Origin of the sequence: Pigmentiphaga litoralis (assembly GCF_013408655.1) — a bacterium.
Lineage (GTDB): Bacteria > Pseudomonadota > Gammaproteobacteria > Burkholderiales > Burkholderiaceae_B > Pigmentiphaga > Pigmentiphaga litoralis_A.
The window spans coordinates 4,152,025-4,179,008 of sequence record NZ_JACCBP010000001.1 but is presented as its reverse complement, the minus strand read 5'-3'; the positions used below and the strand labels follow the sequence as shown (position 1 = coordinate 4,179,008).

The window sequence follows — 26,984 nt, the reverse complement described above, 5'->3', positions numbered from 1 at the left end:
GCTCACACTGCTTCTTTTCCCCAAAGTTGCCCACAGCGCGCTTGGTCGCGAGCCCCCCGCTCCATCCTTTCCGTGACGTTGAACGTGGAACCTGCCGCAAGTGTGTGACTGACACGGGCATTCAGCGGCATTACGGTTGTGTCCGGTCGGAATGCTGAGAACCAGTGCGAACTTGAGCAAGGTGCTGGAAACTCGGCGTCGTGATCGCCACAGCAGGAGTGCTGAGGATCCGCCAGGTTGCTTCGCGCGTCGTAGATCGGATCCTTCGCACCAAAGCGGGTGAAACGACTGCTGTGACGATCTTTGGACCTTCTCGATCGGGTATGTCGCCTTAGTTGTCCACAAATTTAGGGATCTGCCGGCGTGCAGTTGTCCACATGGTTATGCACCGAATACCGAAAAATGGTGGGTAGTCGAAAACAATGCTGCATCGCCATTAGGCATTTGTTTTCTGGTCTATAAAACGACTGGAGGCGCTTCTTTTCCCCAAAGTTGCCCACAGGGCCGACAAGAAGCCGACGATGAGTCCATCTTCTCTTTCTGGTTGAGGGTTCCAGATACGCGTGCGCTAAGCTTTCTAGGTGATATTTCGGCTGGTCGGGGTGTACGGATGGAGAATTAAGCTTGAAAGTGGCGCAGTGTAAGGGTTCAGTTGGTATATCTGTGAGTGTTCCACGTGAAACCAACCCGAGCTTGAAACATGAATGGCGACCAACGATCACTCAATGACAACGCTTTGCGAAGCCGCCTCGCCTTCAATTTGCCTTGTGGCGAAGGGCTAATCACCTAAAAGGCCCACATTGCAGGTACAAGTTTGACACTTATCCACAATATGCCGACATCACCCTGAGAGCAGTTATCCACAGCTTTGTGCTTTGGGGTAGTCGGCCCGGCACGGCACGCAGATAACACCGCAGCAGCTGGCCGCAAGCTTGAAAACCTCCGGGCTGCCGCTGGTCAAGCCGAGCTACCGGGAAAAAAGGCAGTAGAAGCGTCAGAAACGCGCGGGGCCCGTTCAAAGGGAATGCTGTGTACGCACGAACATGCAAACTCCCAACCCCCGCGGATCGCTGAAAGGCAGTTTTTCCATAGCGTGCGGCCCCCCCATCTCCACTGTGTTCCATGGGAACGTTGATGTCGCCATCCGCCATTGTGCTGCGTCGCTGCGGCGCGCTGACCACCCGTGCTCCACAAGTCCAGGTCGCGCACCCCGGTCCAACGGGTCCGTACGCAAGGGAGCGTTTACTCAAAGTAAGACCCAGGGATATATGGCTGCCTCGCGCCGACGACTATCACGGCTTGGAAGATAACGTCGGAACACGTACAAACGAGAGCGGCCTGCTAAAAGGCCACCGAATGCCAAAGTTTGGTACGAATCAATCGAGTCCACTGCATGGGACCGATCACTGAAAGCGATCAGCCACTGGAGAGCTTGCACATGGTGCGTCGACCGGGTCATTTGGGCCGAAAGCCTTCGCGCGTGAAACAAGGCAGAAGGCCGTCGTCCGAAGCCCAAGGGAGCCTAATGAGCCCAACAGCCATTTCCATGTCTGCGGAACACAAAAGCATTCCATGCCGTCTTAAAAGCTCGATTTGAATGCCAGACAGTAATTGTCGTCCCTGAAACCAGGACATAGCCAGTTCTAGAGTTAGCGGTCAAAAACAGGAAAACTGATGGTGGCTCGCTTGCTCAAATGGGGAAAGCGGTCTCAGTTGCCAAATCGCGACGCCAGTCAGCGGAACAGCGAAAGCAAGCCGCCTGAAGGGTCGCCATAGGTCACCCTGACAACTCCACAGCCCGCCTCCGCAGCCGCGGTTCACAGCCGCAATCCACAGCCGCAGTCCGCGATCCGCAGCGACCAGCAGGAACCAGCAGCCACCAAGTCGCCTCCCAACCGACCGTTCCCTCCAACCGAGACCCTTTTCCGGTTTCCGCCCCGCCCTGCCCCAGCCCCCCGCCCATCCCCGCACCTACCCACAACCAAAAACCCGACCTCAAACAAAAAACCGACTCCATCTTTTTACTTAGATGGCTAATTACAACACCTGCTCAAAAACGACCGCATTCACCAATGAGCACGTTCAACAATGATCAACAAACAAAAAAAGGGCGCCGAAGCGCCCTTTTTTTCTTCCCCGGTACGACCCTCTGCTTTCCAGCAAAGCGCCATCCAGGACCGCAAATTCAAGATCAATCCACGGTCAATCCGCAGTCAAACGACCGCCAAATCACGCACCCAGACGCTGGTCCAGCTGCTTGCGCACCGCCAGCAATTCTGCCGGCAGACGCTGTTCCAGCAACGCGAACAACTCGTCGTGCAGCTTCAGTTCTTCGCGCCATGCAGCGGTGTCGATCGCGGTGATCTGGTCGAACTGTTCACGCGTGAAGTCCACACCTTCCCAGGTCATGTCGTCGTAGTTCGGCGACACGCCAAACACGTGTTCCGTGCCCGTGCCCGAGCCTTCGATACGTTCCAGCATCCACTTCAGAACACGCATGTTCTCGCCGAAGCCTGGCCACACGAACTTGCCATTCTCGTCGGTGCGGAACCAGTTGACGCAGAAGATGCCAGGCAGCTTGGCGCCCGACGCTTCGAGCTTTTCGCCCAGCGCCAGCCAGTGCTGGAAGTAGTCGCTCATGTTATAGCCGCAGAACGGCAGCATGGCGAACGGGTCGCGGCGGACCACGCCTTGTTTACCCGCAGCGGCGGCAGTCGTTTCCGACCCCATCGTGGCGGCCATGTAGACGCCTTCCTTCCAGTTGCGCGCTTGCGTGACCAGAGGCACAGTCGTCGAACGACGGCCACCGAAGATGAACGCGTCGATCGCGACACCGGCGGGGTTGTCGTACTCGGGATCGATCACCGGGTTCTGCACGGCAGCAACCGTGAAGCGGGCGTTCGGGTGGGCAGCCTTGCGGCCGGTGGACTTGCCGATTTCCGGCGTCCAGTCCTTGCCTTGCCAGTCGGTGCAGTGCGCGGGCGGCTCGCCCATGCCTTCCCACCAGACGTCGCCGTCGTCAGTCAGCGCAACGTTCGTGAAGATCACGTTTTCGCGCAGCGAGGCCATGCAGTTGTAGTTGGACTTTTCGTTCGTGCCCGGGGCCACGCCGAAGTAGCCGTTTTCCGGGTTAATGGCGTACAGACGGCCGTCCTTGCCTGGCTTGATCCACGCAATGTCGTCGCCGATCGTCGTGACCTTCCAGCCTGGCAGCGCTGCCGGCGGGATCATCATGGCGAAGTTGGTCTTGCCGCAAGCCGACGGGAATGCCGCGGCCACGTGCATCTTGGCGCCGTCCGGTGCGGTCACGCCCAGGATCAGCATGTGTTCGGCCAGCCAGCCTTCGTCCTGACCCATCTTGGAAGCGATACGCAGCGCCAGGCACTTCTTGCCAAGCAGAGCGTTGCCGCCGTAGCCCGAACCAAAGGACCAGATCTCGCGCGTTTCGGGGTAATGGACGATGTACTTGGTGTTGTTGCAAGGCCAGCGCACGTCGGCCTGACCGGCCTGCAGCGGTGCGCCAACGGTATGGACGCACGGCACGAATTCGCCGTCGGTGCCCAGCACGTCATAGACCTGCTTGCCCATGCGCGTCATCAGCTTCATGTTGACGACCACGTAGGGCGAGTCGCTCAGTTCGACGCCAATGTGCGCGATCGGCGAACCCAGCGGGCCCATCGAAAACGGGATCACATACAGCGTGCGGCCACGCATGGCGCCTTCGAACAGACCGTGCATGGTGGCACGCATCTCGGTCGGGTCGGTCCAGTTATTGGTCGGACCTGCGTCTTCCTGGCGTTCGGAACAGATGAACGTGCGGTCTTCGACACGTGCGACGTCATCGGGATCGGACCAGGCCAGATAGGAATTGGGGCGCTTGTCGGCGCTGAGGCGGCGCAGCATGCCGGACTCGACCATCTGCGCGCAGAGGCGGTCATATTCTTCTTGGGAACCGTCGCACCATTCGATACGGTCAGGTTGCGTCAAAGCCGCGACATCTGCCACCCACGCCTTGAGGGCTTCGTGTTGAACCCACTCGGGGGCGTTGATTGCGGGAAGCATGCTGCCTTCCGCTGTCTTGGGAATTGCGTTCATGACGTACGTCTCTCCTGGGGTGCGATTGCACCGAATTTATGAATAGCCCGAACAACGATGGGTCCGGCAGACTTAATATACTGCACCCGATCCCACCGCATGACGTGGCCTGGAAAGGGTTGGTTACCGCTGGTGGCGCTGCCTGACCGACTCGTTACTCACCACCGCAAAACATATCAGGAACCCAAGAATGCGCATCACTATTCTGGATGACTACCAAGATGCCGCCCGTAAGCTCCATTGCATTTCTTTGCTCGATGGGCACGAGGTCAAGGTCTACAACAACACCGTCAAGGGACTTGGCCAATTGGCGGTCCGGCTTCGCGATACCGAAGCCCTGGTGCTCATCCGCGAGCGCACGTCGATCAGCCGCGCATTGATCGAAAAACTGCCTCAATTGAAGCTGATTGCGCAAACCGGCCGGGCCGGATCGCACGTTGACGTGGAAGCCTGCACGGCGCGCGGCATTGCGGTCGCCCAAGGGGTGGGTTCGCCTGTCGCGCCGGCCGAATTGACCTGGGCCCTGATAATGACAGCGATGCGACGTATTCCGCAATACGTCGCAAACCTTAAGCACGGCGCCTGGCAGCAATCCGGCATGAAAGCCTCGTCGATGCCGCCGAACTTCGGGCTGGGGAGTGTATTGCATGGCAAGACGCTTGGCATCTACGGCTATGGACGGATCGGCAAGCTGGTGGCGGGCTACGGCAAGGCTTTCGGCATGAACGTGGTGATCTGGGGACGCGAGTCCACCCTGGAGCGCGCCAAGGCGGACGGGTGGGACGTGGCGCCCGACAAGGCCACCTTCTTCCAGACGTGCGACGTCGTCAGCCTGCTGCTGAAGCTGACCGAAGACACGCGCGGGATCGTCAGCAAGGCGGATCTGAACATGATGAAACCGACCGCGCTGATCGTGAATACGTCGCGGGCGGAATTGATCGAGTCCGATGCGCTGGTACTGGCGCTCAACCGTGGGCGCCCTGGCCTGGCCGCCATCGACGTATTCGAGTCGGAGCCCATCCTGCAGGGCCACCCCCTGCTGCGGATGGAAAACGTGATCTGCACGCCGCACATCGGCTTTGTCGAGGCGGACAGCTATGAACTGTACTTTCGAGTGGCGTTCGAAAATATCGTGGCCTGGGTCGAAGGCCAGCCCAAGAACATCGTGAATCCGGAAGTGCTCAGTACCCGGTAGCCACGACAGCTGCCCTGCACGTGGAATGAAAAAGCCCTCCTGGCGAACCAGGAGGGCTTTTTTTAACGCCGTACCACCCGGGCAGGGCTTGCGCCCGCCGGTTCGCTTACAGCGGCTTGATATCCGCTGCTTGCGGGCCTTTCGGGCCGTCCTTCACTTCATATTCCACGTCCTGGCCTTCGGTCAGGCTGCGGTACCCGCGGCCCGTGATGGCGGAGAAGTGTGCGAATACGTCAGGACCACCCGCGTCGGGGGTAATGAAACCGAAGCCCTTGTCCGCGTTGAACCATTTAACCTTGCCCTTTTGTGCCATGATCGGCGTCCTCTAAATATGTGCCAATAGATCAGACAATGCAAAACAAGAACGCCGACACGAACTGACTGCGGTATTCGCACACGCGCAGATGGCAGACGGGACTTGCGTGATACTTGAATCCACTGCGAAATGCAGCATACCTGCGTGGATTGGGCGAATCAATACCCCTTTTTGTGAAGTATGCGAAATGCCGCAAGGGGGCGCTACAACGGGGCATACGCACCTTTCTGGGACCGGATTTCGTGCGTGCACCAGCGCTGTGCGAGTTACTGCCGGAATGCCATTTGGTATGCCGCATTCTGCGTTCTTGCGCCATCGTCATTAAGGGCGGCATTAATAACCGTGCAACGGATCCGGGTTCGATTTGTTGTGCGCGGGCAGCCCTCGATGCGCCGCCGAGATAATAAATACATACTCGACAGTAGGCAAAATCAGTAACGCGGCGGCCGGCCGCGGACCCCTGCAGGCTGCGGAACCCGGCGGTACGAGTAGACTGGCGCGGCTGCCCTTATCCCTCCGGGACCCATTCCTTATGTTGAACTCGAAACTTCCCGACGTTGGCGTCACCATCTTTACCGTGATGAGCCGGCTCGCGGCTGAACACCAGGCCGTCAACCTTGGCCAGGGCTATCCGGACTTTGACCCGGACCCCGAGCTGCTGTCGCTCGTGAACCGGGCCATGCTGGACGGTCACAACCAATATGCCTTCATGCCCGGCATCGCCGCCCTGCGCGAGGCCATCGCCCTGAAGACGACGCAGCTGTACGGCGCCAACTACCATGCCGACAGCGATATCACCGTCACCAGCGGCGCGACCCAGGCGCTGATGACCGCGATCCTGGCGTGCGTCCATCCGGGCGACGAAGTCATCGTGCTTGAGCCGAATTACGACTCGTACGTGCCGGCGATTCGTCTGGCGGGCGGCATTCCCGTGCCGGTGGCGCTGACCCCGCCCACCCCTTCCCACCCCACGTTTCGGCCGGATTGGGACAGGGTGCGCGCCGCGATCACGCCGCGTACGCGCCTGTTGATGATCAACTTCCCGCACAACCCGACCGGCGCCGTGTTGAACGACGCCGATCTGGATGCCCTTGAACGCATCGTGGCCGAAACGGGCATCTACCTGATTTCGGACGAGGTGTATGAACACATCGTGTTCGACGGCGTGCCCCATGCGTCGGTCGCGCGTCGCCCGGCGCTGGCAGCCCGCAGCTTCGTCATCTCGTCATTCGGCAAGACCTTCCACACCACGGGGTGGAAGATCGGCTACTGCTGCGCCCCGGCAAACATGACCGAAGAATTCCGCAAGGTGCACCAGTTCATGGTGTTCTCGGTCGCAACGCCGCTGCAGGTCGGCCTGGCCGTGTTCATGGCGGAACCCCGGCACTACCTGGACCTGCCCGCCTTCTATCAGACCAAACGCGATCAGCTGGCTGCTGGCCTGGCCACGACGCGCTTCAAGGTGCTGCCTTCCCCGGGCACCTTCTTCCTGATGGCCGACTACAGCGCCGTGTCGGACCTGCCGGAAGCGGAATTCGCGCGGTGGCTGACTTTGAACCATGGCGTGGCGGTCATCCCGATCGCGGCCTTCTATGGCGACCCGCATGCCGCCACGTCCAACCGCCAGCTGGTTCGATTCTGTTTTGCCAAACGCGCCGAGACGCTCGATCTGGCCATCGAACGGCTACGGAGAGTCTGACTGCACTGCGACACTGCACTGCACACACTGCCCGGCACGACGCCGGGTTTTTTTTCGCCTGTGAACAACCTGCCCCTTCACAAGGCGCGCTGCCTGCTTTTTACGCAGTCTGGCCACTGCGCACAACTGGCCGAGTTCAGGCTTCGTATCCAGGCAAGGCCGCCTGCATTCCGACCATCGCCAGGCATCGCCAACGGGTGACCTTGACCGTGCATTCCACGTGCTTGCAACTTGGCGAAGGAAGTCCAGTTCCCTCGACAACGCATCCTTTCCGAGATGCGAAGCCTGAAGGATGCCGGAACGATTCGGCCTTGTCCATCGGCCACGCCGGTGTTCCGGACAGCCCTGTGGAGCGAAGGCATGTGTTGAATTACTCAAAGCTATCTGTACAGATAGCACACAGATAGTAAGTGTCTGTGGATAAGTGGAACAACCATCAAATGCTTAGCAAAATCAATGACTTGCAAGCTTGTTTTTACCCTTGAAAGTCGACTGTTTACTGCGGCGTGAACATGAACAACTTTTTGCGAAGGACGCCAAAACCGGTTTGTGCAGAACGCATCAACAGCTTGTGCACAGACGCTCTCCCTAGGCGTTATCCACAGGCGAAAATTATTGCTTCCCAGCAAAAAAAATTTTCTGACTCGAAATGAGGCGTTGTTTTTGCCAGTCAGACAGCAACGAAATCGGGCGGCGACCTTTCTGAAGCCACCCGAATTCCGAGAAAACGGTGAGTCAGCGACGCCATTTCCGCTGCCAGACGCCGGATCTTGTTGTTCATAAGTCGGCGATCAACCCGCGAATGCCCACTTTTTAAGCATCATTCACTTAATTCATGGCGATATGCACAAACTTTGAGCAATTTGTCTGCTCTTCCTGACGCTGGTTGAACCGAACCAGCGATCCAAGCGCATACAGAACGTGTCGTTCTGCATGGCTTCTGCTCCGACTTTTTCCTGGCATCTGCTTCTGTGAACGCACCCATCCTTCTCGTTCTGGAAAGCTAGCGGTGTTCCATGAATAACTATGTATTTACATAGTGGCAGCTAATAGGAGGCTGTGGATAACTTGAACAACCCGGAATTCCGCTTTGCAATCAAGGTCTTGGACCGGATCGCGACGGCGCACAACCCCGGTCATCTGCTGCACACAATCTTGGACAACTTTTTGCGAAGGCTTTGGAAAGCGGCTTGTTCAGAAAGGCTCAACACCTTGTGCACAGACGCCCTTGCTAGAGCTTATCCACAGGCCAGGTTTTGACGGGTTCCAGCTGAATGCCGCGTGGCTTCGTGTCCGGGAAAGCTTGAAGACGGAGCGGATCGGTACTGAAACACGACCAGAACACGCCACCGTGCCAGCGCATGAAAGGTCCAGCCAGGTCGTAGCAGCGACGGACTAACAGGCGAGCGGGTATTCCGCGCCGGAATATCGACCAGACGTCGCCTGAAATTCACGGCGTTCGCGCACAGCCACCGCTTCGCATTTCGTAAAGTCATTCCTGCGCTCCCATCCAGCGCCTTCGAATGGGCCGGTGCTAAGCTCATTGCCACACTCCCTATCTCCGCGCGCATCGGCATCACCCGCATGCGTCACCTGACTAGCAAGAGGACTTCTGTGTCAGAAGACATGCACTTCTATGAACCCGCGCAGGGCCACCGGCTGCCGCATGATCCGTTCAACGCCATCGTCGGCCCCCGTCCCATCGGCTGGGTCTCGTCGCGATCGACGCAAGGCGTACTGAACCTGGCGCCCTACAGTTTCTTCAACGCGTTCAACTACACGCCGCCGATCGTGGGCTTTGCCAGCATCGGGTCCAAAGACAGCCTGCATAACATCGAAGCCACCGGCGAGTTCTGCTGGAATCTGGTGACCCGTCCGTTGGTCGAGCGCATGAATGCGACGTCGGCGATGGTCGCGCCCGACGTCGACGAGTTTGCGTTGGCGGGCCTGACCCCGGCTGCGTCGCAAGTCGTGGGCGTACCCCGAGTCGCCGAAAGTCCGGTGTCCTTCGAATGCCGGCTGTCACAACTGATCCAGTTGCAGAGTGCGGCAGGCGAGAAGGTCGAGACCTGGCTGGTGCTGGGTGAAGTGGTCGGTATCCACATCGCGCCGTCCAGCCTGCGGGAAGGCATCTACGACACGGCCCATGCCGGCCACGTGCTCCGTGCGGGCGGTCCGGCGGACTATTTTGAAGTCCTGCCCGAAGGTCTGTTCAAGCTGCGCCGGCCCAAGTGAATCGCAATGCGGTACGAGCCGCGCGCTGACGACGCACGCGATGTCATGAACGAACGTGAAGTAATGGAGAACGCCATGTCCGATCTGCTCGATGTCCATATCACCTACGACTTTGTCTGCCCCTGGTGCTGGATTGGCCATCACCACCTGCGTTCGGCGTTGGCGCAGACCGGCATGGCCGATCGGGTCGCCCTGCACTTCCATCCTTTCGAGTTGAACCCCGGCCTTCCCCCTGAAGGCATTGCCCGGCGTGACTACCGCACGCGCAAGTTCGGCAGCTGGGAACGGTCGCAGGCGCTGGACGCGCAGGTTGCACGCGCGGGTGAAAAAGCAGGCGCCGTGTTTGCGTTCGACAAGATGGAGGTCACGCCCAACTCAAGGCTGGCGCACCGCTTGATCCGCTTTGCCGAATCGCAAGGGAATGCAGCGCAGCGGGTGCAGCTGCATGATGCGATCTACTCGGCGTACTTCCAGGAAGGCCGCAACATCGGCAGCCCCGACGTGCTTGCAGACATCGCAGAAAAGCAGGGCTATGACGTGGTGGCGGTGCGGGCTTTTCTGGCGGGAAATGAAGGGGAAGCCGAGGTGGTGGCCGAGGAAACCCAGGCGCACCAGGACGGCATCGATGCCGTGCCGCACTTTCGTGTCGGCTGGAATGACGTCAGTGGCGCGCAGCCGCCGGCGGTGCTGGCGCAGTTGTTGATGGCCGGGCGATAGGTGCAGGGAATGACTGCGATCCATGATTGAACGCAGTCATTGACCGCCGTCAATCCTGATCGCGCTCAATCGCGCCGACCGACGCGCGGTGCAGGTCGGCCTGCATGCGGACCGCTTCGCGTTGTTCCGCATCCAGGCGTTCCAGATGCTTCAGCGGCATGATCATGCGCTCGTTGGTCTGCAATCTGGCTTCGTGCCGCAACAGGAAGTCCCAGTACAGCGTTGTGAACGGGCAGGCCCTGGCGCCGGTCGACACGGTCGGGTCGAAGCGGCAGCCCTTGCAGTAGTTGCTCATGCGGTCGATGTAGCGGCCGCTGGCCACATAGGGCTTGCTGCCCATCAACCCGCCATCGGCGTACTGGCTCATGCCTAGCGTGTTGGGCATCTCGACCCATTCCACGGCATCGACATACACCGCCAGATACCAGTAGTGCACCTCGCGCGGCCGCACGCCCAACATCATCGCGTACAGGCCGGTCACCATCAGCCGCTGGATATGATGCGCGTAGCCGTGTTCCAGCGTCTGGCCGATCGCGGCACGCAGGCACGCCATGTCGGTATCACCGGTCCAATAGAAGGCAGGCAGATCGCGCGTGGCCTGCAGTTCATTCCGGTCCACATAGCCGGGCATCTGCGTCCAGTACACCCCGCGCACGTATTCGCGCCAGCCCAGGATCTGCCGCACGAAGCCTTCCACCGATGCCAGCGGGGCCTGTCCCGCCTGCCATGCGTCAACCGCCGCCTGGACCACTTCCCGCGCCGTCAGCAGCTTCAGGTTGAGGGATGACGACAGATGCGAGTGATACAGCCAGGGCTCATGCGTCCACATGGCGTCCTGGTGCGTGCCGAAGTCGGGCAGGCGTTGCGACACGAAGTCCTGCAAGGCCTGCAGCGCCTGGGGGCGCGTCATCGGCCAGGCGAATGACGCAAGCGAACCGGGGTGGTCCGCAAAGCGCGTGTTGACCTCGTCGATGACGCCTGCGGTGATGGCGTCGGGCGCGAACCGGGTGGGGGGTGGCACATCTTGTGGACCCGCCTTGCCGAAGGACTTGCGGTTCTCGGTATCGAAGTTCCACCGTCCGCCCGCGGGCTTGCCCCGCTCCATCAGGATGCCGAAACGCTGGCGCATTTCGCGATACCAATACTCCATGCGCAAGGGCCGGTGCGTGCGTGCATGGTCGGCAAATTCCCTGACGGTGCTGAAAAAGTGCCGGTCGTCGGACAGGTGCAAAGGCAGCTGATGGTGGCGGGCCACCTCGCGCAGGGCATGCAGCACGCGCCAGTCGCCCGGCGCGGTCATGCCCAGCGCCCGGGGTTGCAGGGCCAGGATGGCGTCGGTCAGGGCAGTCTGCAGGGTGCCCGGGTTGCCGGCGTCGGACAGCGCCAGGTAGTGCACGGTGATCCCGCGCGCCACCAGCGTTTGTCGAAAGTGGCGCATGGCGCCCAGAAAGACGGCGATGCGGGGCTTGGTGCTCCAGACGTGGGTGGATTCTTCCGTGACCTCGGCCATCCACACCGCGTCCTGCGCAGGGTCGAAGTCATCGAAGGCCGATGCCTGTTCATCAAGCTGGTCGCCCAGCACGATCACCAGCCTGCGCAAGGGGGTCTCAGTCACGGGCGGGTCCGGCGCGGCCGGCGGCACGGCAGCGATCCGAGCAATAGCGCACCGATTCCCAATTCTTTGCCCAGGCCTTGCGCCAGGTCATGGGGCGCCCGCAGGCCTGGCACGGCTTGCTTGGAAGGTCGGCCTTGTTGCCGGGGTGGCTGCTTTTGAGTCGGGTGTCGCCGCGAGGCATGAACAGGCTGCCGGGTGGAAGATGAACCTGGCAAGCATGCCATGGAAAACGGCGTGGAACCGTCAGCTCAAGCAACGGCCCGTTACGCCGCTTTTGTCCAACCTTTGGCACACTGGCGCATCCGTTCGCTCACGGGGCGCCTGGCGCCCCATCCACGAGGTTCCGTCATGTCCTTTCCCCAGTACGCCACCCTGCTCGTTGAACATCGCAACGATCACGTCCTGCACGTCACGCTGAACCGGCCAGAAGTGCTCAATGCGATCAACACCCAGATGGGCGAAGACACGCTGGACCTGTGGACGCGCCTGACAGCCCGGCCCGGCGCGCTGCGGTGTGTGGTGCTGACGGGTTCGGGTGACCGTGCGTTTTGCGCCGGCGGCGACCTGAAGGAGCGGGACGGCATGACCAACGAGGCGTGGCGGGCGCAGCACGAAATCTTTGAACGCATGTTCGTGACCCTGCTTGACTGCCCCATCCCGGTGATCGCGGCCGTGAACGGCCATGCCTTTGGCGGTGGGTGCGAAATGGTGCTGGGGTGTGACTTCGTCTATGCGGCCCGCACGGCGCGCTTTGCGTTATCGGAGACCAAGTTGGGCATCATGCCCGGCACGGGGGGCACGCAGACGCTGGCCCGTGCAGTGGGCGAGCGGCGCGCCAAGGAACTGATCTTCAGTGCACGTCCCTTTTCGGCAGACGAGGCGTACGAGTGGGGCATGGTGAATCGGGTGTGCGAGCCGGCCGCGCTGCTGGACGAGGCTTTTGCGACTGCCGATGCGATCGCCGCCAACGCACCGCTGTCGATCCGGCAGGCCAAGAAGTCCATCCATCATGGCCTGCAGGGCGATCTGCTGACCGGCTATCGCTTCGAGATCGAAGCCTACAACCGGCTGGTCACGACCGAAGACCGCATTGAGGGCGTGCTGGCCTTCAACGAAAAGCGGAAGGCAGACTTCAAGGGTAGGTAATCGTCCAGCACCCGGGCAGGCTGCGGGGGTGCCGCTGACATCGAGCAATGCCGCAGCGGCATAACAGCTGGACGCCTGCGGGGGGAGACGAGACGGAACTGGCATTCCACAATGCCGTCATGCGCGGACAACCGCCACCGTAGCGCCATCATGGCGCCACCCCACCGCCCCCCGGCAGGAGACACGATGACCCTTTCGACGACGCCCTGGTGGCGGCGCGGCGCACGCCTGGCTGCCGCGCTGCTGGGATTGAGCATGCTCAACGGGGTGCAGGCGGCGTCCGTATCGGCTCCCGCCCCCGCATTTCCCGTCAAGCCGATACGGATCGTTGTCGGCTTTGGTCCCGGTGGGCTGGGCGACACCGTCACGCGTGCGCTGGCGCAGAAGATGTCGGAATCCACCGGGCAAAGCGTCATTGTCGAAAACGCGCCGGGTGCAGGCGGCATCACGGCCGCATCCACCGTGGCGCGCGCCGCGCCCGATGGCTACACCCTGCTGCTGGTCAGCGGGCAGAACGCATTCAGCCCCTACCTGTTCAAGTCCCTGCCCTACGACCCGGTGCAAAGCTTTTCGATGATCTCGACCATCGGCACCTTCCACTTCCTGCTGGTGGTCGATAAAGACAGCCCGCTCAAGACCGTCAATGACCTGGTCGTTGCGGCCCGCAACGATCCGGCGCACGTGAACATCGGCACCATCAGCGTGGGCAGCGCGCAGCATCTGTCCGCCAGTCTGTTCAGCACCATGACCCGCATTCCCGTGCCTATCGTTCCGTTCAAGTCCACCGGCGAAGTCGTAGGCGCCTTGCGCGGCCGCAACGTGCAGGTCGCGATGGAAACGGTGACGGGCGTGTTGGGGCAGGTCAAGGGCGGCGCCCTGCGCGCCATCGCCACGTCGTCGACCCAGCGCCTGTCCTTCCTGCCCGACGTGCCGACCATTGCCGAAAGCGGCGTGCCAGGGCTGGCATCGTATGAATCGGATTCGTGGAACGGCATCGTGGCCCCGGCCAACACGCCGCCCGAGATCGTTGCACGTCTCAACCAGGAGATCGCCAAGGCCTTGCAATCGCCGGACTTGCGGCAGCGCTTTATCGACCTGGGTATCGAACCTGGCAGCAGTACGCCCGAGGCGCTGAAAGCCGTATTTGAAAAGGACGCGCGGAAATGGCGTACTGTTATTGAGCAAGCTCAAATCGAGAAACAGTAAGTGGACTCGTAAGGATGCGCACCATGCAAGCTCTGTTTTCTTCCCGCTCTGCCCCGGTGATCAGCGACGCTGAACGCCAACTGCGGATCGACCTGGCCGCCTGTTACCGGCTGGTTGATCTGTTCGGCATGAGCGACATGATCCTGAACCACATTTCGGCCCGGGTGCCCGGCGACGACGTGCATTTCCTGATCAATCCCTTCGGCATGATGTACGAGGAAATCACCGCGTCCAGTCTGATCAAGATCGACCTGGACGGCAACATCATCCACAACCCCAACACCGACTACACGATCAACCTGGCGGGCTACGTCATCCACAGCGCCATCCACGGCGCGCGGCACGATGTGGGCTGCGTGCTGCACACGCATACGCCCGCGGGCATGGCCGTATCGGCACTGGAATGCGGGCTGCTGCCGCTGAACCAGACGGCCATGCGGTTCGCGGGCGGCGTGGGATATCACGAGTTCGAAGGGGTCGCTGTCGACACCGACGAGCGGCGCCGCCTGGTCAGCAGCCTGGGCGACAAGGACGCCCTGATCCTGCGCAATCACGGGCTCCTGACCGTGGGGCAGGACGTGGCGGAAGCCTTCGTCAACATGCAGCGGCTGGAACGCGCGTGCCAGACGCAACTGCTGACGATGTCCGCCAACAGCCCCATCCACATGCCGCCGCAAGCTGCCGTCGACAAGGCCTACAACCAGTTGCGGCGCGCACCGACCCCCGACATCCACGGCAACTTCCCGCCGCACGGACGCCGCGAATGGCCGGCGCTTCTGCGCATGCTGGACCGGCGCGACGCCAGCTATCGCGATTGACGCCTACCCCTGACTTCTTCAAGCGAGTCCTTTAACCCATGAACCACCGCCTGCTCCAGATCGGTCCCATCACACCCGCGGTCGATGCCCGGCTGGCCTCTGAATACGCCGTGCATCCGCTCTGGAAAGAGTCCGATCCCGCCGCTTTCCTGGCGCAACACGGCGCTGAATTCGAGGCGGCCGCGACCCACCTGCGCTTTGCGTGCGACGCATCGATGTTCGCCGCGATGCCCAATCTGAAGGCGCTGGCCAACTTCGGCGCGGGCTACGACAAGATCGACATCGACGCCGCGCATCGCCACGGCGTGCAGGTCAGCAACACGCCCGACGTGCTCAATGGCTGCGTGGCCGATCTGGCCATGGGATTGTTGATCGATGTGGCGCGCGGCCTCAGCACCACCGACCGCTTCGTGCGCGCGGGCGGCTGGAAGACCGGACAACGGCCGTTGATGACGCGCGTGCATGGCAAACGATTGGGTCTGCTCGGCTTTGGCGGCATCGGCCAGGAAGTCGCGCGGCGTGGCGTGGGCTTCGGCATGACGGTGCGGTATCACACGCGGCGGCCGGTGGCCGACACGCCGCACGAGCACGTGGCCTCATTGCGCGAACTTGCCGAATGGGCTGACTTTCTGGTGGTGGCTTGTGTCGGTGGCGCTGCAACGAAGCACCTGGTGTCGGCCGAGATTCTGGATGCACTTGGCCCGCAAGGCATCGTGGTCAACATCGCGCGCGGCAGCGTGGTGGACGAAGCCGCGCTGGTCTCGGCCCTGCAGGAAGGCCGGCTGGGCGGTGCCGGCCTGGACGTCTACGAGAACGAACCGAATGTGCCGGAGCCGTTGCTGACCCTGGACCAGGTCGTGCTGATGTCGCACATTGCGGGCTTTACGCGGGAATCGCGCGCCGACATGGAACGGCTGGTGGGGGACAACCTGGCGGCGTACTTCGATACCGGCAAGGTACTGACGCCGGTGTGACGCAGCTATAGTGACAGTCCCTTTTCCCGCAGCAGGAGCCACCATGTCCTCTTCCACCCTGGCCATCCTTCATCCCGGTGCGATGGGCGCCGCCGTTGGCGCCTGCCTGCGCGGACTCGGGCATCGTGTTCTGTGGACATCTGAAGGACGCAGCGATGCCACGCGCCGGCGGGCCGATGCAGCCGGTCTGGAAGACTGCGGCAGCCTGCAAACGCTGGTCGACAGCGCCGACATCATCCTGTCGATCTGCCCGCCGCATGGCGCACTGGAACTTGCACAGGAAGTCGCGGCGCTGGGCTTCAAGGGCATCTATGTCGACGCCAATGCGATCTCGCCCGATACCGCGCGCGAAGTGGCGCAGGCCGTTGCCAGCGCGGCGGGCTTTGTCGATGGCGGCATCGTGGGGCAGCCGCCCAGGACCGCCGGATCGACCCGCCTGTACCTGTGCGGAAACGATGCCGCATCGGTCGCCGCCCTGTTCGAAGGGAGTCCCTTGCAGGCCATCGCGATCGACGGCCCGCCGGGCAGCGCGTCGGCCCTGAAGGTCTGCTATGCCGCGTGGTCCAAGGGTGCGACCGCCCTGCTCGCCAACATCCGCGCGCTGGCCCGCCATGAAGGCGTGGAACAGGCGCTGCTGGTCGAATGGCAGCTATCGAGCACGCCCACCGTCAAACGGTCTGCCGAGGTCGCTGCCAAGGCGGACAAGGCCTGGCGCTGGGTGGCGGAAATGGAAGAGATCGCCGCCAGCTTTGCCGCCGCCGGACTGCCACCGGGCTTTCATGAAGGCGCGGCCGAGATCTATCGCCGGCTCGACCAATTCAAGGATGCCCCGTCGGCGCCCGATATCGACACCGTCCTTGATCAGTTGCAATCGTCAACCATCAGCACAACCCCAATCGAGCGCTAGCCCAGGTCCTTCTCCCATGCCCAGATTCGCTGCCAACCTGACGATGCTGTATCCGGAACTCGACTTCCTGGACCGTTTCGAAGCGGCGGCGAATGACGGGTTCGAGGGCGTGGAGTTCTTCTTTCCCTACGCCTACCGTGCGACGCAACTCAGCACGCGCCTGCGGGACCATGGCCTGGAACTGGTGTTCTTCAATGCCACGCCGCGCGCGCATCCCGATGAACGGGGCATTGCCTGTCTGCCCGATCGGAAAGCCGAGTTCCGCGACGGCTTTCTGCGCGCGCTGGAATACGCCCATGTGCTGTCCTGTCGCCGGCTGCATGTCATGGCGGGCATCGTGCCGCCCGGCGCCGATCTGCAGCGCCTGCGCGCCACCTTCATCGACAACCTGATCTGGTGCTGTGCCCAGGCCCGTGCGGCAGGCCGCGACATCCTGATCGAACCGATCAACCCGCGGGACATGCCGGGCTTTATGTTGAGCCGGCAGGACGATGCGCACGACATCCTCAAAGCGGTGGGTGCGGCCAACCTGAAAGTGCAGATGGATCTGTATCACTGCCAGATCGTCGAGGGCGACGTTGCGCAGAAGCTGCGCACCTATCTGCCGACCGGCCGCATCGGACATCTGCAGATCGCCGGTGTGCCGGATCGGCACGAGCCCGATACGGGCGAACTGTCGTATGGGTATCTGTTCGATCTGATCGACGAGTCCGGCTACACGGGGTGGACCGGGTGCGAATACCACCCGCGGTCATCGGCGCGCGGTGGCACGTCGGCCGGGCTCGACTGGATGCTGGCCGCGCATGCACGCCGTGCGGCGTCGCTTGTGTCGTCACTTGCGTCGTCGCTTGCGTCGTCGCCCGCGTCGTCACTTACGCCGGCGCCGGTTCCGACACCGTCACCGGGTTCTCCAGCAGCGTACTGACGAGTTCGCGCACCACCGACTGCATGGCCTGCTGCGTCAGCGTGGCGGGCCGCCGTGCGCTGACGCCGACCGCAAGGCGGGCGCGCAGGTGGGGATCGACGATGGGCACGGCATGGAACAGGTGCCGCCGTTCGGCCGTGTCCACCGCGTTCCTGGACAACACCGCGGCCCCCGCACCATCGGCCACCAGATCCAGGATGGCGGCAATGCCATCGATCTCAAGCGCGATGCGGGGACGTTTGCTCAGCCGCGCAAGCTCGGTCTCGACCAGCATGCGGATCGTGTTGGGCCGCGTCGGGATCACCAGCGCATGATTGGCCACGTCGCGCAGCGGAATGCTGTCCGCGCCGTCGCTGTCCTGCGCGCGGGTCACGAAGTAGAAGTTCTCTTCCAGCAGTACCGTGCTTTCAATGTCGGCCGATGCGGGCGGGTTGTACAGCAAGGCGATGTCGAGCCGGCCGCTCACCAGCGACTCATGCAAGGACGTCGACAGGTTCTCGGTAATCGACAGCGTGGCGTTGGGCATGCGCTCGCGCACCGCGCGGGTCAGGGGCACCGTCAGGATCTTGGCAAAGCAAGGCGGCAGCCCCACGGCCACGCGTCCCGCCAGCGCGCCGCTGACGCGGCCCAATTCTTCGCGCGTGCGCGAGACCTGATACAGGATGCCGCGTGCATGCTCCAGCAATTGCTTGCCGGACTCGGTCAGGGTCACGCCCCGCCCGTTGCGGATGAGCAGCGTATGGCCCAGCTCGACTTCGAGCTGACGCACCTGCCGGCTGAGCGCAGGCTGCGCGATGTCGAGCGCGATGGAAGCTCGCGTGAAACCGCCCAGCTCTGCGACGCGGATGAAGTATTCGAGTTGTTTGAGGTCCACGCGGCAGTATAGGGAGCCTTGCCTGTCGTCAGGGCACGGGACAAACCCTTGCAGTCCTCAACTATCTCAGCAAGGCATCCGCCAAACGGCGGGCTCCTTCGGTCGCCTCCCGGGGCAAGGAGTGCCTGCGCGGGAACGGCTTTTTCTTGATGGTGGCGTCGATGATCAGCTTGGCCGTCTGCCCCGCGTGATTGGACGGATCCAGGATGGCACCCATGCCGACCTTGATCGTTTCGGTGTCGGTATCCGCCTGGAATCGCGTGGCCATCGCCCAGATCACTTGCTGCTCGTTGAACACATCGATGTCATCGTCAACGACCACCACCAGCTTCAGGCTCAGGTTGTCGCCCAGGGCGGCCAGGGCGATATTGCGCGCTTCGCCGGGCGCAGGATCCTTGACTGACACATACAGGTGCAGCAGGCAGGTGCCTGACTTGGGATAGTGCACGGCCGTCACGTTCGGGTACTGCACCCGCAGCGTCTTGAGCTGCCGCGCTTCCTGCGAGATGCCCAACAGCATCGTGTGCTCGTCCGATATCCCGCCCACCATCGTGTGATAGAACGCGTCCTTGCGGTGCAGGATGGCGGTCACTTCCAGCGCATGGCGCGTCGACCGTTCGGACGCGTAGCCGGTAAATTCCCCGAAGGGGCCTTCGTCTTCATCGGCGTCCAGCAGCAGCCGGCCTTCTATCGCGATCTCCGCGAACGCGGGAATCTCGACCGGGCCGGTCACGCCTTCCACCACCTTGAGCGGCTCGCCCAGAAAGCCACCGGCTGCCTCGTATTCGTCGGCATCGATGGGGCCCTTCCACAAGCCGGACCCGATCGTGATCAGCGGATGGCAGCCGATCACGACCACCACCGGCAATTCGGTCAGCCCCATCGCCTTCGCCTTGCGGGCGTAATTCCACAAGTGACGGCGGCTGTGCAGGCTGGTGCCGAAGCGCGTCTTGCCCTTCACATGCAGCCGGTGGAAGGATGCGTTGCGCACGCCCGTTTCCGGGTCTTTGGCGATGAACATGGCATTGGTCACATACGGGCCGCCGTCTTCGACAAAGTTGCGCATGATGGGCAAATAGCCCAGGTCGACATCGTCGCCCGTCAGCACCACTTCCTTGACCGGTCCGGTTGTCAGGACATCCGGAGGAAGCGGCCGGGTGTCGGTCGACGCCCAGGCCTGCGGCAGCTGTTGCACCGTCACGCCCAGTGCCGCCGCATAGCGGTCGCGCGCGCCGAACAGATTCATCAGCACCGGAAAACGCGAGCCCGCCACCTTGTCGAAGATCAACACCGGACTTTGCTTGCGCGCCTCGAGTTCGAACGCCAGCGCCACCGTGTCGTAGTCCAGAGCGACCTCTTGCGAGACCCGCATCACCTGGTCCGGGTGGCTTGCTTCGTACTCCGTCAGGAAGCTGCGAAGGTCCTGCTTGTCGTACTGTGGCGCGGGCGTGTCCATGGGTGCGGTCTCGGCTAAGAAAGCTTGATCAGGCGAACTTGAGGGTCTGGCCCAGGCCCATGGCGCGGGCCTTCATGAGCATGGCGTGGCCGAGCGCAATGTCGGTGGTCGACAGGCCGCGGTGCCAGAACAGGATGGTCTCGTCGTCATTCTCGCGGCCCGATTTCTTGCCCGCCACGATCTGGCCGAGTTCGGCATGCAGGTTCTGTTCACTCAGGCGATCGCTTTCGACATGCGGCCGCAGCGCGCCAAACGGCAGGCCCTTGCGGCACTGGCCCCAGTCATCCACCACCATCTTGCTCATGATGTCGGTCAATGACAATTCGACCGCGCTCATGGTGCCGTAAGGCACGACGAAAGCGCCCGGCTTGATCCATTCAGTCTTGAGCATGGGCGTGGGCTCGGGCAGGCGCGAGGCTTCGACCACGATGTCGGCGCCGCGCACGCACGACTCCCAGTCCGTGGTCACAATGATGGGCTTGCCCAGGTCCTGTTCGAGCCGCGCCGCAAACGCTTCCCGGCTTTCTGGACGGCGCGAATGCACGCGGATCTCGTCGAAGTCGTACAGGCTATCGAGCAGCCGCACGTTCCAGTACGACGTGCCACGCGCACCAATGTGCCCGAGGATCTTGCTGTTCTTGCGCGCCAGGTGCTTGGCGCCGAGTGCGGTCATGGCGCCCGTGCGCATGTCGGTGATGGCGGTGGCGTCCACCACGGCCAGCGGCTTGCCGGTGTCCGGATCGAAGAGGTTCAGCAGCGCCATTTCCGATGGCAGGCCCACCTTGTAGTTGTCGACGAAGTCGCTCACCACCTTCACGCCGGCCACGTGCAGCGGCTTGATGTAGCCGCGCAGCACATTGAAGTGACCCTTGTCGGACGATTCCGGCACCAGGTGCATGCGCGGTTCAATGACCGTTTCGCCGCGGCCTTGGGCATCGAGCGCCGACTCCACGGCGGCCAGGATTTCGGCATCGGTCAGCGCAAGCGCCTTGACGTCGGGGCCGTTCAGGTAAGTGATGTCTATGGATTGCATGGCGCGCTTACTCCAGCGGTTGGATGTTGGCTTGGCGGACGATGTCCGTCCACTTCTTGGTTTCGACCTGGATCATGCGGCCGAACTCGGCAGGCGTATTGCCCAGCGGATCAACACCCATGGCCGCGAACTTGGCCTTGATGTCGTCCTGCTTCAACACGCCCGCAATGTCCTGCTGCAGCTTCTGCACGATGGCCGGTGGCGTGGCCGATGGAATCACCAATCCGTACCACGAGGTCACGTCAAAACCGGGATAGCCGCTTTCGATCACGGTAGGCACATCCGGCAGCACCGCCAGGCGCTTGGGACCCGCCACGGCCAGGGCACGCAGGCGGCCCGACTGGACGTGCTGCACGATCGTGGACACGCCCGCGAACATCATCTGCACCTGGCCGCTCAGCACGTCGTTCACGGCCGACGCCATCGCGTTGTAGGGCACGTGCACGGCATCGATGCCAGCGCTGATGTTCAGCAGTTCACCGGCCAGATGCGCGCCCGTGCCGGTGCCCGGCGACGAATAGTTGAGCTTGCCGGGGTTGGCCTTGGCATACGAGATCAGCTCCGGCATCGTCTTGACCGGCAATGACGCATTGACGACCAGCACGTTGGGCGACGTGGCCAGCACGGTCACCGGCGACAGGTCTTTGGCGGTGTTGAAGGTCAGCTTCGGGAACAGCAGCGGGTTCACCGTCAGGTTGCCCGACGGCGCCAGTGTCAGGGTGTAGCCGTCCGGCGCCGCACGCGCGCCCGCTTCCATGCCGATGTTGCCCGCCGCGCCCGCACGGTTTTCCACGATGACGGGAACGCCCCATTGTTCGGACAATCGCTGGCCCACGATGCGCGGCAGATTGTCGGCGATACCCGCCGGGCCGAACGGCACGATGATGCGGACGGGCTTGTTCGGAAAGGGCTCGGCGGCCGATGCGCTGGCGACGACGCCCGCGGTGGCTGCGATCCCGGACACCAGCGCAACGACGCTGGCGACGATCTTGATGCCTGCTTTCATGTGACTCTCCAGATTGACAAGATGCTTGCCGGCACGACCCTTGGGTCATGCCGGGTGGTGATGCGTAAACACGGTGTCTCCCGTCTGCCGGTCGTGCCGGTTTCTCTGATCGGGTGGAGCGGATTGCGGATGCTGCGGAAGTGGATGTTGCGGAATGCCGTGGTGCTGGCGGGATCGTGCGGGGGCGGTCGTGCCGGGTTGATGACGCGGTCTGCGACGTCAGCGCACGCGCTTGAAGGCAGCCTTGCCTGCCGGCGGGTGCAGCACCACCATACCGCCGCCCAGCCGGTATCGCGAGCCTGGATGAATCAGCCGCGCAAAGGTGGCGACCTCGCCCTGCGACCACGTGCGGCGATTGACCTGCAGGCACGCTTCACCAGGGGCCAGCGCCAGCCACTGCGCCATCTCGGGCGACGGTGTGATGGCTTCTACCGTGTGCTCCGCCGCGCCCAAGGGGGCGACGCGTGACAGGTAGGCGTTGGGGGTCTGCTGCGTGAAGTCCTGCGACAGGTAGTCGGGGGCGACCGCGGGATTGGTGTAGCGGTCTTCCAGCTGCACCGGCACCTGATTGTCCAGGTGCACGATGATGGAATGATGGACGGGCGAGCCGGTCGCCACGCCCAGGTACAGGGCCATGACTTCTGACGCCTGCTCAGTATTGAGCAGGATCACCTGGTTGCTGTAGCGATGGCCACGCTCGGCAATCTCGTCGGCAATATTGCGCACTTCCAGTACCGACAGCATGGGCTTGCGGTCCGCCACGAAGGTGCCGATACCCTGGCTGCGCATCAATACGCCGTCCTGCGTCAGCTCAAGAATGGCGCGCCGCGCGGTCATGCGCGACACGCCAAATTCCGCAGCCAGCTGATGTTCCGACGGCACTCGCGCGCCCACCTGCCACTCGCCCGAATCGATCTTGCTCAGGACATGCATCTTGATGCGGGCGTACGGGGCTTGCAGCGCGGCAGAGTGTGTCGGGGACATGGCATCTCGCTAAGGCATGTCCAGACTTTATGTTGGCTAGACTTGCATAGTCAAGCGCGAATGTGACTGCTGCTCGTTATCGAGCATGCTCGGATTTGAGTGGCGTCGGGATTGATCGGTTTCGGCTTTGAGTAGGTTCAGGACTGCGGTGGGGTCGGTGCTGCGGCAGGTCCGGTGCTGCGGCGGGTCCGGTGGTGGTCCCATTCGTGAACGCGATTCATAAGCCTTGCAAGCGCCAGGGCGCTAGTCGCGCACGGCGATCTGCATGACCATGTCGCTTGATGCGCGGCACGTCCGTGCCTTTGCTGTCATCCACCGGCATTGACTGGCATTCGCTGGACTGCCTGACCTTGCCCTTCCGACCAGGACGCTTTGCATGACCGCTACACACCGCCGCCGCACGCCCGCCTATGTGTTCGCCTATATGTCCGCCGCTGCCGCCCTGGCCGCCATCGCCCTGGCCGCTGTTGCCGTGACTGCCCATGCGCAAGCTACGGCGCGCCCCGTTGCCCAGGCAACAGGATCCGCACCCATCGTCACCCCCACCAAGGACTTGCGCATGTGGATGACCGTCGGCGACCGCCGCTACGCCCTGACACTGGCCAACACCGACGCTGCGCGGGCCTTTGCGGCGCGGCTGCCGCTGACGCTGGACATGAGCGACCTGAACGACAACGAAAAGAAGGTCACGCTGTCGCCCGCCCTGCCCGCTGCGGCCAGCCGGCCGGGCACGATCCGCAACGGCGACATCATGCTGTACGGCGACAGCACGCTGGTGGTCTTCTACCGCACCTTCGATTCGATCTACTCGTACACCCGCATCGGGAAGCTGGACGGGCCAGAAGACCTGGAACAAGTCCTTGGCCCGCGAGATGTGAAGGTGACCTTCTCCAAGCAGTAGCGGGACAACACGCGCGGTCATCCTTCCGCTTGTCAGCCTTCGATCATGGTGTACACACGCACGCGATGACCATCGGGATCAGCGATCACGAACGTGTAGCCAAAGTCGAGCAGCACCGGCGATTGCAACACCGTGACGCCCGTCGCGGACCAGCTTTCAAACAGCGCGTCCACTGCCGCCTCGTCGTCCACGGCAATCGCCAGTTCCGATCCGCCGCCGGTCGTGGCGGGCGCAGGCTTGCAGGTGTGCTTCGACCACAGCCCCAGCTTCAGGCCGTTGGCCAGGACAAAAAGCAGGAAGGTCGGCGACGCTTCGACCGGTTGCTGATCGAGCAGACGCGCGTAGAACGCCCCGCTTTGTTCGGCGTTGTCGACATACAGAATGGTCATCGAAGGGACAGACATGGAAGGCTCCGGAAGTGAGATAAGGACCGTGCTGATCGAAGGGATTTCGTCTCAGCGCAGGGGGGTATCTTCTTCCAGGCCACTGACAGATTCTGTCAGTAGTGAAGATGGCGCGTGAGCGCCCCATGCCATTTACTGCTCGCCCGTGATGCCCATTTCGGCGCGCCACCGCTTGAGCAAGCCCAGCCGGCGCTGCGGATACCGCACGTTCTGCGTGGTCACGTTAGCCAGGCGATCCGCTCTAAAATGGCGGAAGCCCTCTCGCGTTTCGCACCACGCAACCACCACCCGTTGGCGCTCGAAAAAGCCCAGCGCAAACGGCCAGATGGTGCGCGAACTGGACGCGCCATTGGCGTCCGTGTAATCGATATCCAGCTTGCGTTCGCGCCGGATGGCATCCCGCAATTGCGGCAGATGCTCGGTCAACCCGGGCGGATCGGCGCGGGGTCCGACCAGCAAGGTGTTGGCATCCAGCTCCCGCCGCATCTCGGCAGGCAGCACCGACGAAATCTTCGCCATCGCCTGCTTCGCCGCCGCGCCCAGCTCGTCGTCCGTGCTGCGATTGACCCACCGCATGCCAAGCACCAAGGCTTCCAGCTCCGTCACGGAAAACATCAGCGGCGGCAGCAGATACCCCGGCTTCAGCACATAGCCCACCCCCGGCTCGCCCGTAATGTCCGCGCCCTGCGCCTGCAGGCTGGCAATGTCGCGATACAAGGTGCGCACGCTGACCCCCATCTGCGCCGCCAGGGTCATCCCGGTCACGGGATGTTTATGGCCACGCAGATGCTGCATGAGGGAGAGGAGGCGTTCAGCGCGGGACATGCTCAGACGTCCAATCGCCAATGCCATGGTCCCACCGCGTGGTGGACCATGGCCGTATCAGGATCAAGGTATGCGAGCCGCGCCATGAAAGCACCGCGATCACTTGCCAATACAGAACCGCGAAAAGATGACCCCCAACAGATCATCGCTCGTGAACTCCCCTGTGATCGACGTCAGCGCGCCGTGCGCGAGCCGCAGTTCCTCGGCAAACAGATCCAGCACGCGATCGCTCAACGCCGCATGTTCGCCGGCGATGTCCAGATGGTCGGCGGCTTGCAGCAGGGCCTGGATATGCCGTTCACGCGCAAGGTAGGGCGATTCGCCAGACGGATTCCAGCCTGCTATCGCCAGCAGTTCCTGGCGCAGCGTATCGAGCCCTTCCCCCGTCAAGGCAGAGATGCCCAGGCGCTTGGCGGGGTGACCGGCGACGCGCGTTTCGGCACTGACACGCGCAGCACGCTGGCTGCCGCCGGCATCAGCATCCGCATCAGCATCCGCATCAGCATCCGCATCCGCATCAGCACCGGCACCGGCACCGGCATCGGCCTCCGCACCCGCGTTGCCGCCCGCCCCCGCCCCATCGTTGCCACCGTCAACCAGATCCATCTTGTTGACGATCTCAAGCACCGGCGTGCGGGCGGGCAATCGTGACGTGATCGCAGCATCCAGTTCCGGCTGCGGCTGCGTTGCGTCCAGCAGATGCAGGATCACATCCGCCTGTTCGATCTCGGTCCACGTGCGGGCAATGCCAATCTGCTCGACCGTATCGGTCGTCTCGCGCAGCCCTGCCGTGTCCACGATATGCAGCGGCACGCCTTCAATCGTGATCTGCTGCACGACCTTGTCGCGCGTGGTGCCGGCAATGGGAGTGACGATGGCGGCTTCGAAACCGGCGAGCGCATTGAGCAGGCTCGATTTGCCGACATTGGGTTGACCGGCCAGCACCACGTGCAGGCCTTCGCGCAGGATCGCGCCCTGGCGGGCCTGGGCCAGCAGGTGCGACAGGTCTGACGCAATCGCATCGAGCACGCTGCGAGCCTGGTACTTTTCCAGGAACTCGATCTCTTCTTCGGGAAAGTCCAGCGTCGCTTCGACCAGCATGCGCAGGTGCACGATGCGGTCGGCCAGGCCGGTCACCTGGTCCGAAAACGCCCCCGTCATGGAAGCGGCCGCACTGCGCGCGGCGGCTTCGGACGAGGCGTCGATCAGGTCGGCCACGGCCTCGGCCTGCGCCAGGTCCATGCGGTCGTTCAGGAAGGCACGCCGCGTGAATTCGCCGGGCTCGGCCAGGCGGATGCCCTGCTCCCGTCCGGCTTCCAGGCAGCGCGCAAGCAAACGCCGCAACACGACAGGCCCACCATGGCCCTGGAACTCCACGACATGCTCCCCCGTGTACGAATGCGGGGCGGGAAAGGCCAGGGCGATGCCTTCGTCGATCAGCACGCCGTCGGCGTCCTTGAACGGCAGATAGTGCGCGTGGCGCGGCGTAAGCTGCCGGCCTGCGATGGCTTCGATCAACGCATCCAGCCGGGCCGGCGACGATACGCGCACGACGCCAATGCCGCCGCGGCCGGGAGCCGTTGCAATCGCAACGATGGGGTCGTGATCGGAAATCATCGGAAGATCCTGAAGTGAAAAAACGAAGCCAACGAA

The 26,984-nt window shown here is 62.7% G+C and carries 23 protein-coding genes; 11 read left to right on the top strand and 12 right to left on the bottom strand.

The genetic code is table 11. The annotated features are described in order from the left end of the window. Positions 1 to 2,229 precede the first annotated feature (2,229 nt). The gene (locus HD883_RS19045) at positions 2,230 to 4,095 is read right to left on the bottom strand and encodes a phosphoenolpyruvate carboxykinase (GTP) (RefSeq protein ID WP_179582556.1); all 1,866 of its coding nucleotides are present in this window, start codon (positions 4,093 to 4,095) and stop codon (positions 2,230 to 2,232) included. A 190-nt stretch (positions 4,096 to 4,285) separates the two neighbouring features. On the opposite strand from HD883_RS19045, the gene HD883_RS19040 reads away from it, so the two are divergent. Continuing rightward, positions 4,286 to 5,290 carry a D-2-hydroxyacid dehydrogenase family protein gene (locus HD883_RS19040; protein ID WP_179582558.1) on the top strand — a complete coding sequence of 335 codons (1,005 nt, stop codon included), beginning with the start codon at positions 4,286 to 4,288 and terminating at the stop codon, positions 5,288 to 5,290. Positions 5,291 to 5,396: 106 nt separating this feature from the next. Here the strand turns inward: HD883_RS19040 and HD883_RS19035 are convergent, their stop codons facing one another. Further along, on the bottom strand, positions 5,397 to 5,603 hold the full coding sequence (locus HD883_RS19035; RefSeq protein ID WP_179582560.1) for a cold-shock protein: 207 nt from the start codon (positions 5,601 to 5,603) through the stop codon (positions 5,397 to 5,399). 535 nt (positions 5,604 to 6,138) lie between these two features. Between HD883_RS19035 and HD883_RS19030 the strand changes: the two genes are divergently transcribed. From HD883_RS19030 to HD883_RS19020, 3 genes are all read left to right on the top strand, one after another. Then, the gene (locus tag HD883_RS19030; protein WP_179582562.1) at positions 6,139 to 7,305 is read left to right on the top strand and encodes a pyridoxal phosphate-dependent aminotransferase; all 1,167 of its coding nucleotides are present in this window, start codon (positions 6,139 to 6,141) and stop codon (positions 7,303 to 7,305) included. Positions 7,306 to 8,931: 1,626 nt separating this feature from the next. After that, positions 8,932 to 9,540: a flavin reductase family protein gene (locus HD883_RS19025; protein WP_179588455.1), complete on the top strand. Its 609-nt coding sequence runs from the start codon at positions 8,932 to 8,934 to the stop codon at positions 9,538 to 9,540. 75 nt (positions 9,541 to 9,615) lie between these two features. Next, positions 9,616 to 10,257 (top strand): DsbA family oxidoreductase, encoded by a 642-nt coding sequence (locus tag HD883_RS19020; RefSeq protein WP_257022310.1) that lies wholly within the window; start codon positions 9,616 to 9,618, stop codon positions 10,255 to 10,257. A gap of 49 nt (positions 10,258 to 10,306) precedes the next feature. Here the strand turns inward: HD883_RS19020 and HD883_RS19015 are convergent, their stop codons facing one another. Together HD883_RS19015 and HD883_RS19010 are read right to left on the bottom strand one after the other, a co-directional pair. Beyond that, positions 10,307 to 11,872 carry a cryptochrome/photolyase family protein gene (locus tag HD883_RS19015; RefSeq protein ID WP_373563404.1) on the bottom strand — a complete coding sequence of 522 codons (1,566 nt, stop codon included), beginning with the start codon at positions 11,870 to 11,872 and terminating at the stop codon, positions 10,307 to 10,309. Next, on the bottom strand, positions 11,865 to 12,053 hold the full coding sequence (locus tag HD883_RS19010) for a DUF2256 domain-containing protein (RefSeq protein WP_179582564.1): 189 nt from the start codon (positions 12,051 to 12,053) through the stop codon (positions 11,865 to 11,867). The genes HD883_RS19015 and HD883_RS19010 overlap by 8 nt, the downstream gene beginning before the upstream one ends. Before the next feature lie 167 nt (positions 12,054 to 12,220). Here HD883_RS19010 and HD883_RS19005 point away from each other — a divergent pair, with 167 nt between their 5' ends. The 6 genes from HD883_RS19005 to otnI all read left to right on the top strand — a co-directional run bounded on the left by HD883_RS19005 (position 12,221) and on the right by otnI (position 17,848). Continuing rightward, positions 12,221 to 13,018 (top strand): enoyl-CoA hydratase/isomerase family protein, encoded by a 798-nt coding sequence (locus HD883_RS19005; protein WP_179582566.1) that lies wholly within the window; start codon positions 12,221 to 12,223, stop codon positions 13,016 to 13,018. Between the two features lie 186 nt (positions 13,019 to 13,204). Beyond that, positions 13,205 to 14,224, top strand: a complete 1,020-nt coding sequence (locus HD883_RS19000) for a Bug family tripartite tricarboxylate transporter substrate binding protein (RefSeq protein WP_179582568.1) — start codon at positions 13,205 to 13,207, stop codon at positions 14,222 to 14,224. Positions 14,225 to 14,238: 14 nt separating this feature from the next. After that, positions 14,239 to 15,042 (top strand): class II aldolase/adducin family protein, encoded by an 804-nt coding sequence (locus HD883_RS18995; RefSeq protein ID WP_179582570.1) that lies wholly within the window; start codon positions 14,239 to 14,241, stop codon positions 15,040 to 15,042. Between the two features lie 38 nt (positions 15,043 to 15,080). Continuing rightward, positions 15,081 to 16,016: a 2-hydroxyacid dehydrogenase gene (locus tag HD883_RS18990; protein WP_179582572.1), complete on the top strand. Its 936-nt coding sequence runs from the start codon at positions 15,081 to 15,083 to the stop codon at positions 16,014 to 16,016. 43 nt (positions 16,017 to 16,059) lie between these two features. Further along, positions 16,060 to 16,923 carry an NAD(P)-dependent oxidoreductase gene (locus HD883_RS18985; RefSeq protein ID WP_179582573.1) on the top strand — a complete coding sequence of 288 codons (864 nt, stop codon included), beginning with the start codon at positions 16,060 to 16,062 and terminating at the stop codon, positions 16,921 to 16,923. A gap of 16 nt (positions 16,924 to 16,939) precedes the next feature. Beyond that, entirely contained in the window at positions 16,940 to 17,848 is a 909-nt protein-coding gene (gene otnI / locus HD883_RS18980) for a 2-oxo-tetronate isomerase (RefSeq protein WP_179582575.1), read from the top strand. Here otnI and HD883_RS18975 read toward each other — a convergent pair. The 5 genes from HD883_RS18975 to hutC all read right to left on the bottom strand — a co-directional run bounded on the left by HD883_RS18975 (position 17,796) and on the right by hutC (position 23,201). Next, positions 17,796 to 18,722, bottom strand: a complete 927-nt coding sequence (locus HD883_RS18975; RefSeq protein WP_179582577.1) for a LysR substrate-binding domain-containing protein — start codon at positions 18,720 to 18,722, stop codon at positions 17,796 to 17,798. The two genes, otnI and HD883_RS18975, sit on opposite strands and share 53 nt — an antisense overlap. A gap of 61 nt (positions 18,723 to 18,783) precedes the next feature. Beyond that, positions 18,784 to 20,178 (bottom strand): UbiD family decarboxylase, encoded by a 1,395-nt coding sequence (locus HD883_RS18970; protein ID WP_179582580.1) that lies wholly within the window; start codon positions 20,176 to 20,178, stop codon positions 18,784 to 18,786. A gap of 28 nt (positions 20,179 to 20,206) precedes the next feature. Beyond that, positions 20,207 to 21,211, bottom strand: coding sequence for an ornithine cyclodeaminase family protein (locus HD883_RS18965; protein WP_179582582.1), 1,005 nt, complete (start codon positions 21,209 to 21,211; stop codon positions 20,207 to 20,209). A gap of 7 nt (positions 21,212 to 21,218) precedes the next feature. Further along, the gene (locus HD883_RS18960) at positions 21,219 to 22,217 is read right to left on the bottom strand and encodes a tripartite tricarboxylate transporter substrate binding protein (protein ID WP_179582584.1); all 999 of its coding nucleotides are present in this window, start codon (positions 22,215 to 22,217) and stop codon (positions 21,219 to 21,221) included. Positions 22,218 to 22,436: 219 nt separating this feature from the next. After that, positions 22,437 to 23,201 (bottom strand): histidine utilization repressor, encoded by a 765-nt coding sequence (hutC, locus tag HD883_RS18955; protein ID WP_218863091.1) that lies wholly within the window; start codon positions 23,199 to 23,201, stop codon positions 22,437 to 22,439. Positions 23,202 to 23,577: 376 nt separating this feature from the next. On the opposite strand from hutC, the gene HD883_RS18950 reads away from it, so the two are divergent. Then, positions 23,578 to 24,102 carry a cyclophilin-like fold protein gene (locus HD883_RS18950; RefSeq protein ID WP_257022308.1) on the top strand — a complete coding sequence of 175 codons (525 nt, stop codon included), beginning with the start codon at positions 23,578 to 23,580 and terminating at the stop codon, positions 24,100 to 24,102. 32 nt (positions 24,103 to 24,134) lie between these two features. On the opposite strand, the gene HD883_RS18945 is transcribed toward HD883_RS18950, so the two are convergent. The 3 genes from HD883_RS18945 to mnmE form a co-directional block, all read right to left on the bottom strand. Beyond that, positions 24,135 to 24,506 (bottom strand): VOC family protein, encoded by a 372-nt coding sequence (locus HD883_RS18945; protein WP_179582586.1) that lies wholly within the window; start codon positions 24,504 to 24,506, stop codon positions 24,135 to 24,137. Positions 24,507 to 24,638: 132 nt separating this feature from the next. Next, entirely contained in the window at positions 24,639 to 25,331 is a 693-nt protein-coding gene (locus tag HD883_RS18940; protein ID WP_179582588.1) for a helix-turn-helix transcriptional regulator, read from the bottom strand. Between the two features lie 99 nt (positions 25,332 to 25,430). Beyond that, complete coding sequence (gene mnmE / locus HD883_RS18935) at positions 25,431 to 26,945, bottom strand: tRNA uridine-5-carboxymethylaminomethyl(34) synthesis GTPase MnmE (RefSeq protein WP_373563441.1); 1,515 nt, start codon at positions 26,943 to 26,945, stop codon at positions 25,431 to 25,433. Positions 26,946 to 26,984: the final 39 nt, after the last annotated feature.

Excerpts from the sequence above, each read along its gene's own strand:
- HD883_RS19045 (WP_179582556.1), bottom strand. The coding sequence starts at position 4,095 with ATGAACGCAATTCCCAAGACAGCGGAAGGCAGCATGCTTCCCGCAATC.
- HD883_RS19040 (WP_179582558.1), top strand. The coding sequence starts at position 4,286 with ATGCGCATCACTATTCTGGATGACTACCAAGATGCCGCCCGTAAGCTC.
- HD883_RS19035 (WP_179582560.1), bottom strand. The coding sequence starts at position 5,603 with ATGGCACAAAAGGGCAAGGTTAAATGGTTCAACGCGGACAAGGGCTTC.
- HD883_RS19030 (WP_179582562.1), top strand. The coding sequence starts at position 6,139 with ATGTTGAACTCGAAACTTCCCGACGTTGGCGTCACCATCTTTACCGTG.
- HD883_RS19025 (WP_179588455.1), top strand. The coding sequence starts at position 8,932 with ATGCACTTCTATGAACCCGCGCAGGGCCACCGGCTGCCGCATGATCCG.
- HD883_RS19020 (WP_257022310.1), top strand. The coding sequence starts at position 9,616 with ATGTCCGATCTGCTCGATGTCCATATCACCTACGACTTTGTCTGCCCC.
- HD883_RS19010 (WP_179582564.1), bottom strand. The coding sequence starts at position 12,053 with ATGCCTCGCGGCGACACCCGACTCAAAAGCAGCCACCCCGGCAACAAG.
- HD883_RS19005 (WP_179582566.1), top strand. The coding sequence starts at position 12,221 with ATGTCCTTTCCCCAGTACGCCACCCTGCTCGTTGAACATCGCAACGAT.
- HD883_RS19000 (WP_179582568.1), top strand. The coding sequence starts at position 13,205 with ATGACCCTTTCGACGACGCCCTGGTGGCGGCGCGGCGCACGCCTGGCT.
- HD883_RS18995 (WP_179582570.1), top strand. The coding sequence starts at position 14,239 with ATGCGCACCATGCAAGCTCTGTTTTCTTCCCGCTCTGCCCCGGTGATC.
- HD883_RS18990 (WP_179582572.1), top strand. The coding sequence starts at position 15,081 with ATGAACCACCGCCTGCTCCAGATCGGTCCCATCACACCCGCGGTCGAT.
- HD883_RS18985 (WP_179582573.1), top strand. The coding sequence starts at position 16,060 with ATGTCCTCTTCCACCCTGGCCATCCTTCATCCCGGTGCGATGGGCGCC.
- otnI (WP_179582575.1), top strand. The coding sequence starts at position 16,940 with ATGCCCAGATTCGCTGCCAACCTGACGATGCTGTATCCGGAACTCGAC.
- HD883_RS18970 (WP_179582580.1), bottom strand. The coding sequence starts at position 20,178 with ATGGACACGCCCGCGCCACAGTACGACAAGCAGGACCTTCGCAGCTTC.
- HD883_RS18965 (WP_179582582.1), bottom strand. The coding sequence starts at position 21,211 with ATGCAATCCATAGACATCACTTACCTGAACGGCCCCGACGTCAAGGCG.
- HD883_RS18960 (WP_179582584.1), bottom strand. The coding sequence starts at position 22,217 with ATGAAAGCAGGCATCAAGATCGTCGCCAGCGTCGTTGCGCTGGTGTCC.
- hutC (WP_218863091.1), bottom strand. The coding sequence starts at position 23,201 with ATGTCCCCGACACACTCTGCCGCGCTGCAAGCCCCGTACGCCCGCATC.
- HD883_RS18950 (WP_257022308.1), top strand. The coding sequence starts at position 23,578 with ATGACCGCTACACACCGCCGCCGCACGCCCGCCTATGTGTTCGCCTAT.
- HD883_RS18945 (WP_179582586.1), bottom strand. The coding sequence starts at position 24,506 with ATGTCTGTCCCTTCGATGACCATTCTGTATGTCGACAACGCCGAACAA.
- HD883_RS18940 (WP_179582588.1), bottom strand. The coding sequence starts at position 25,331 with ATGTCCCGCGCTGAACGCCTCCTCTCCCTCATGCAGCATCTGCGTGGC.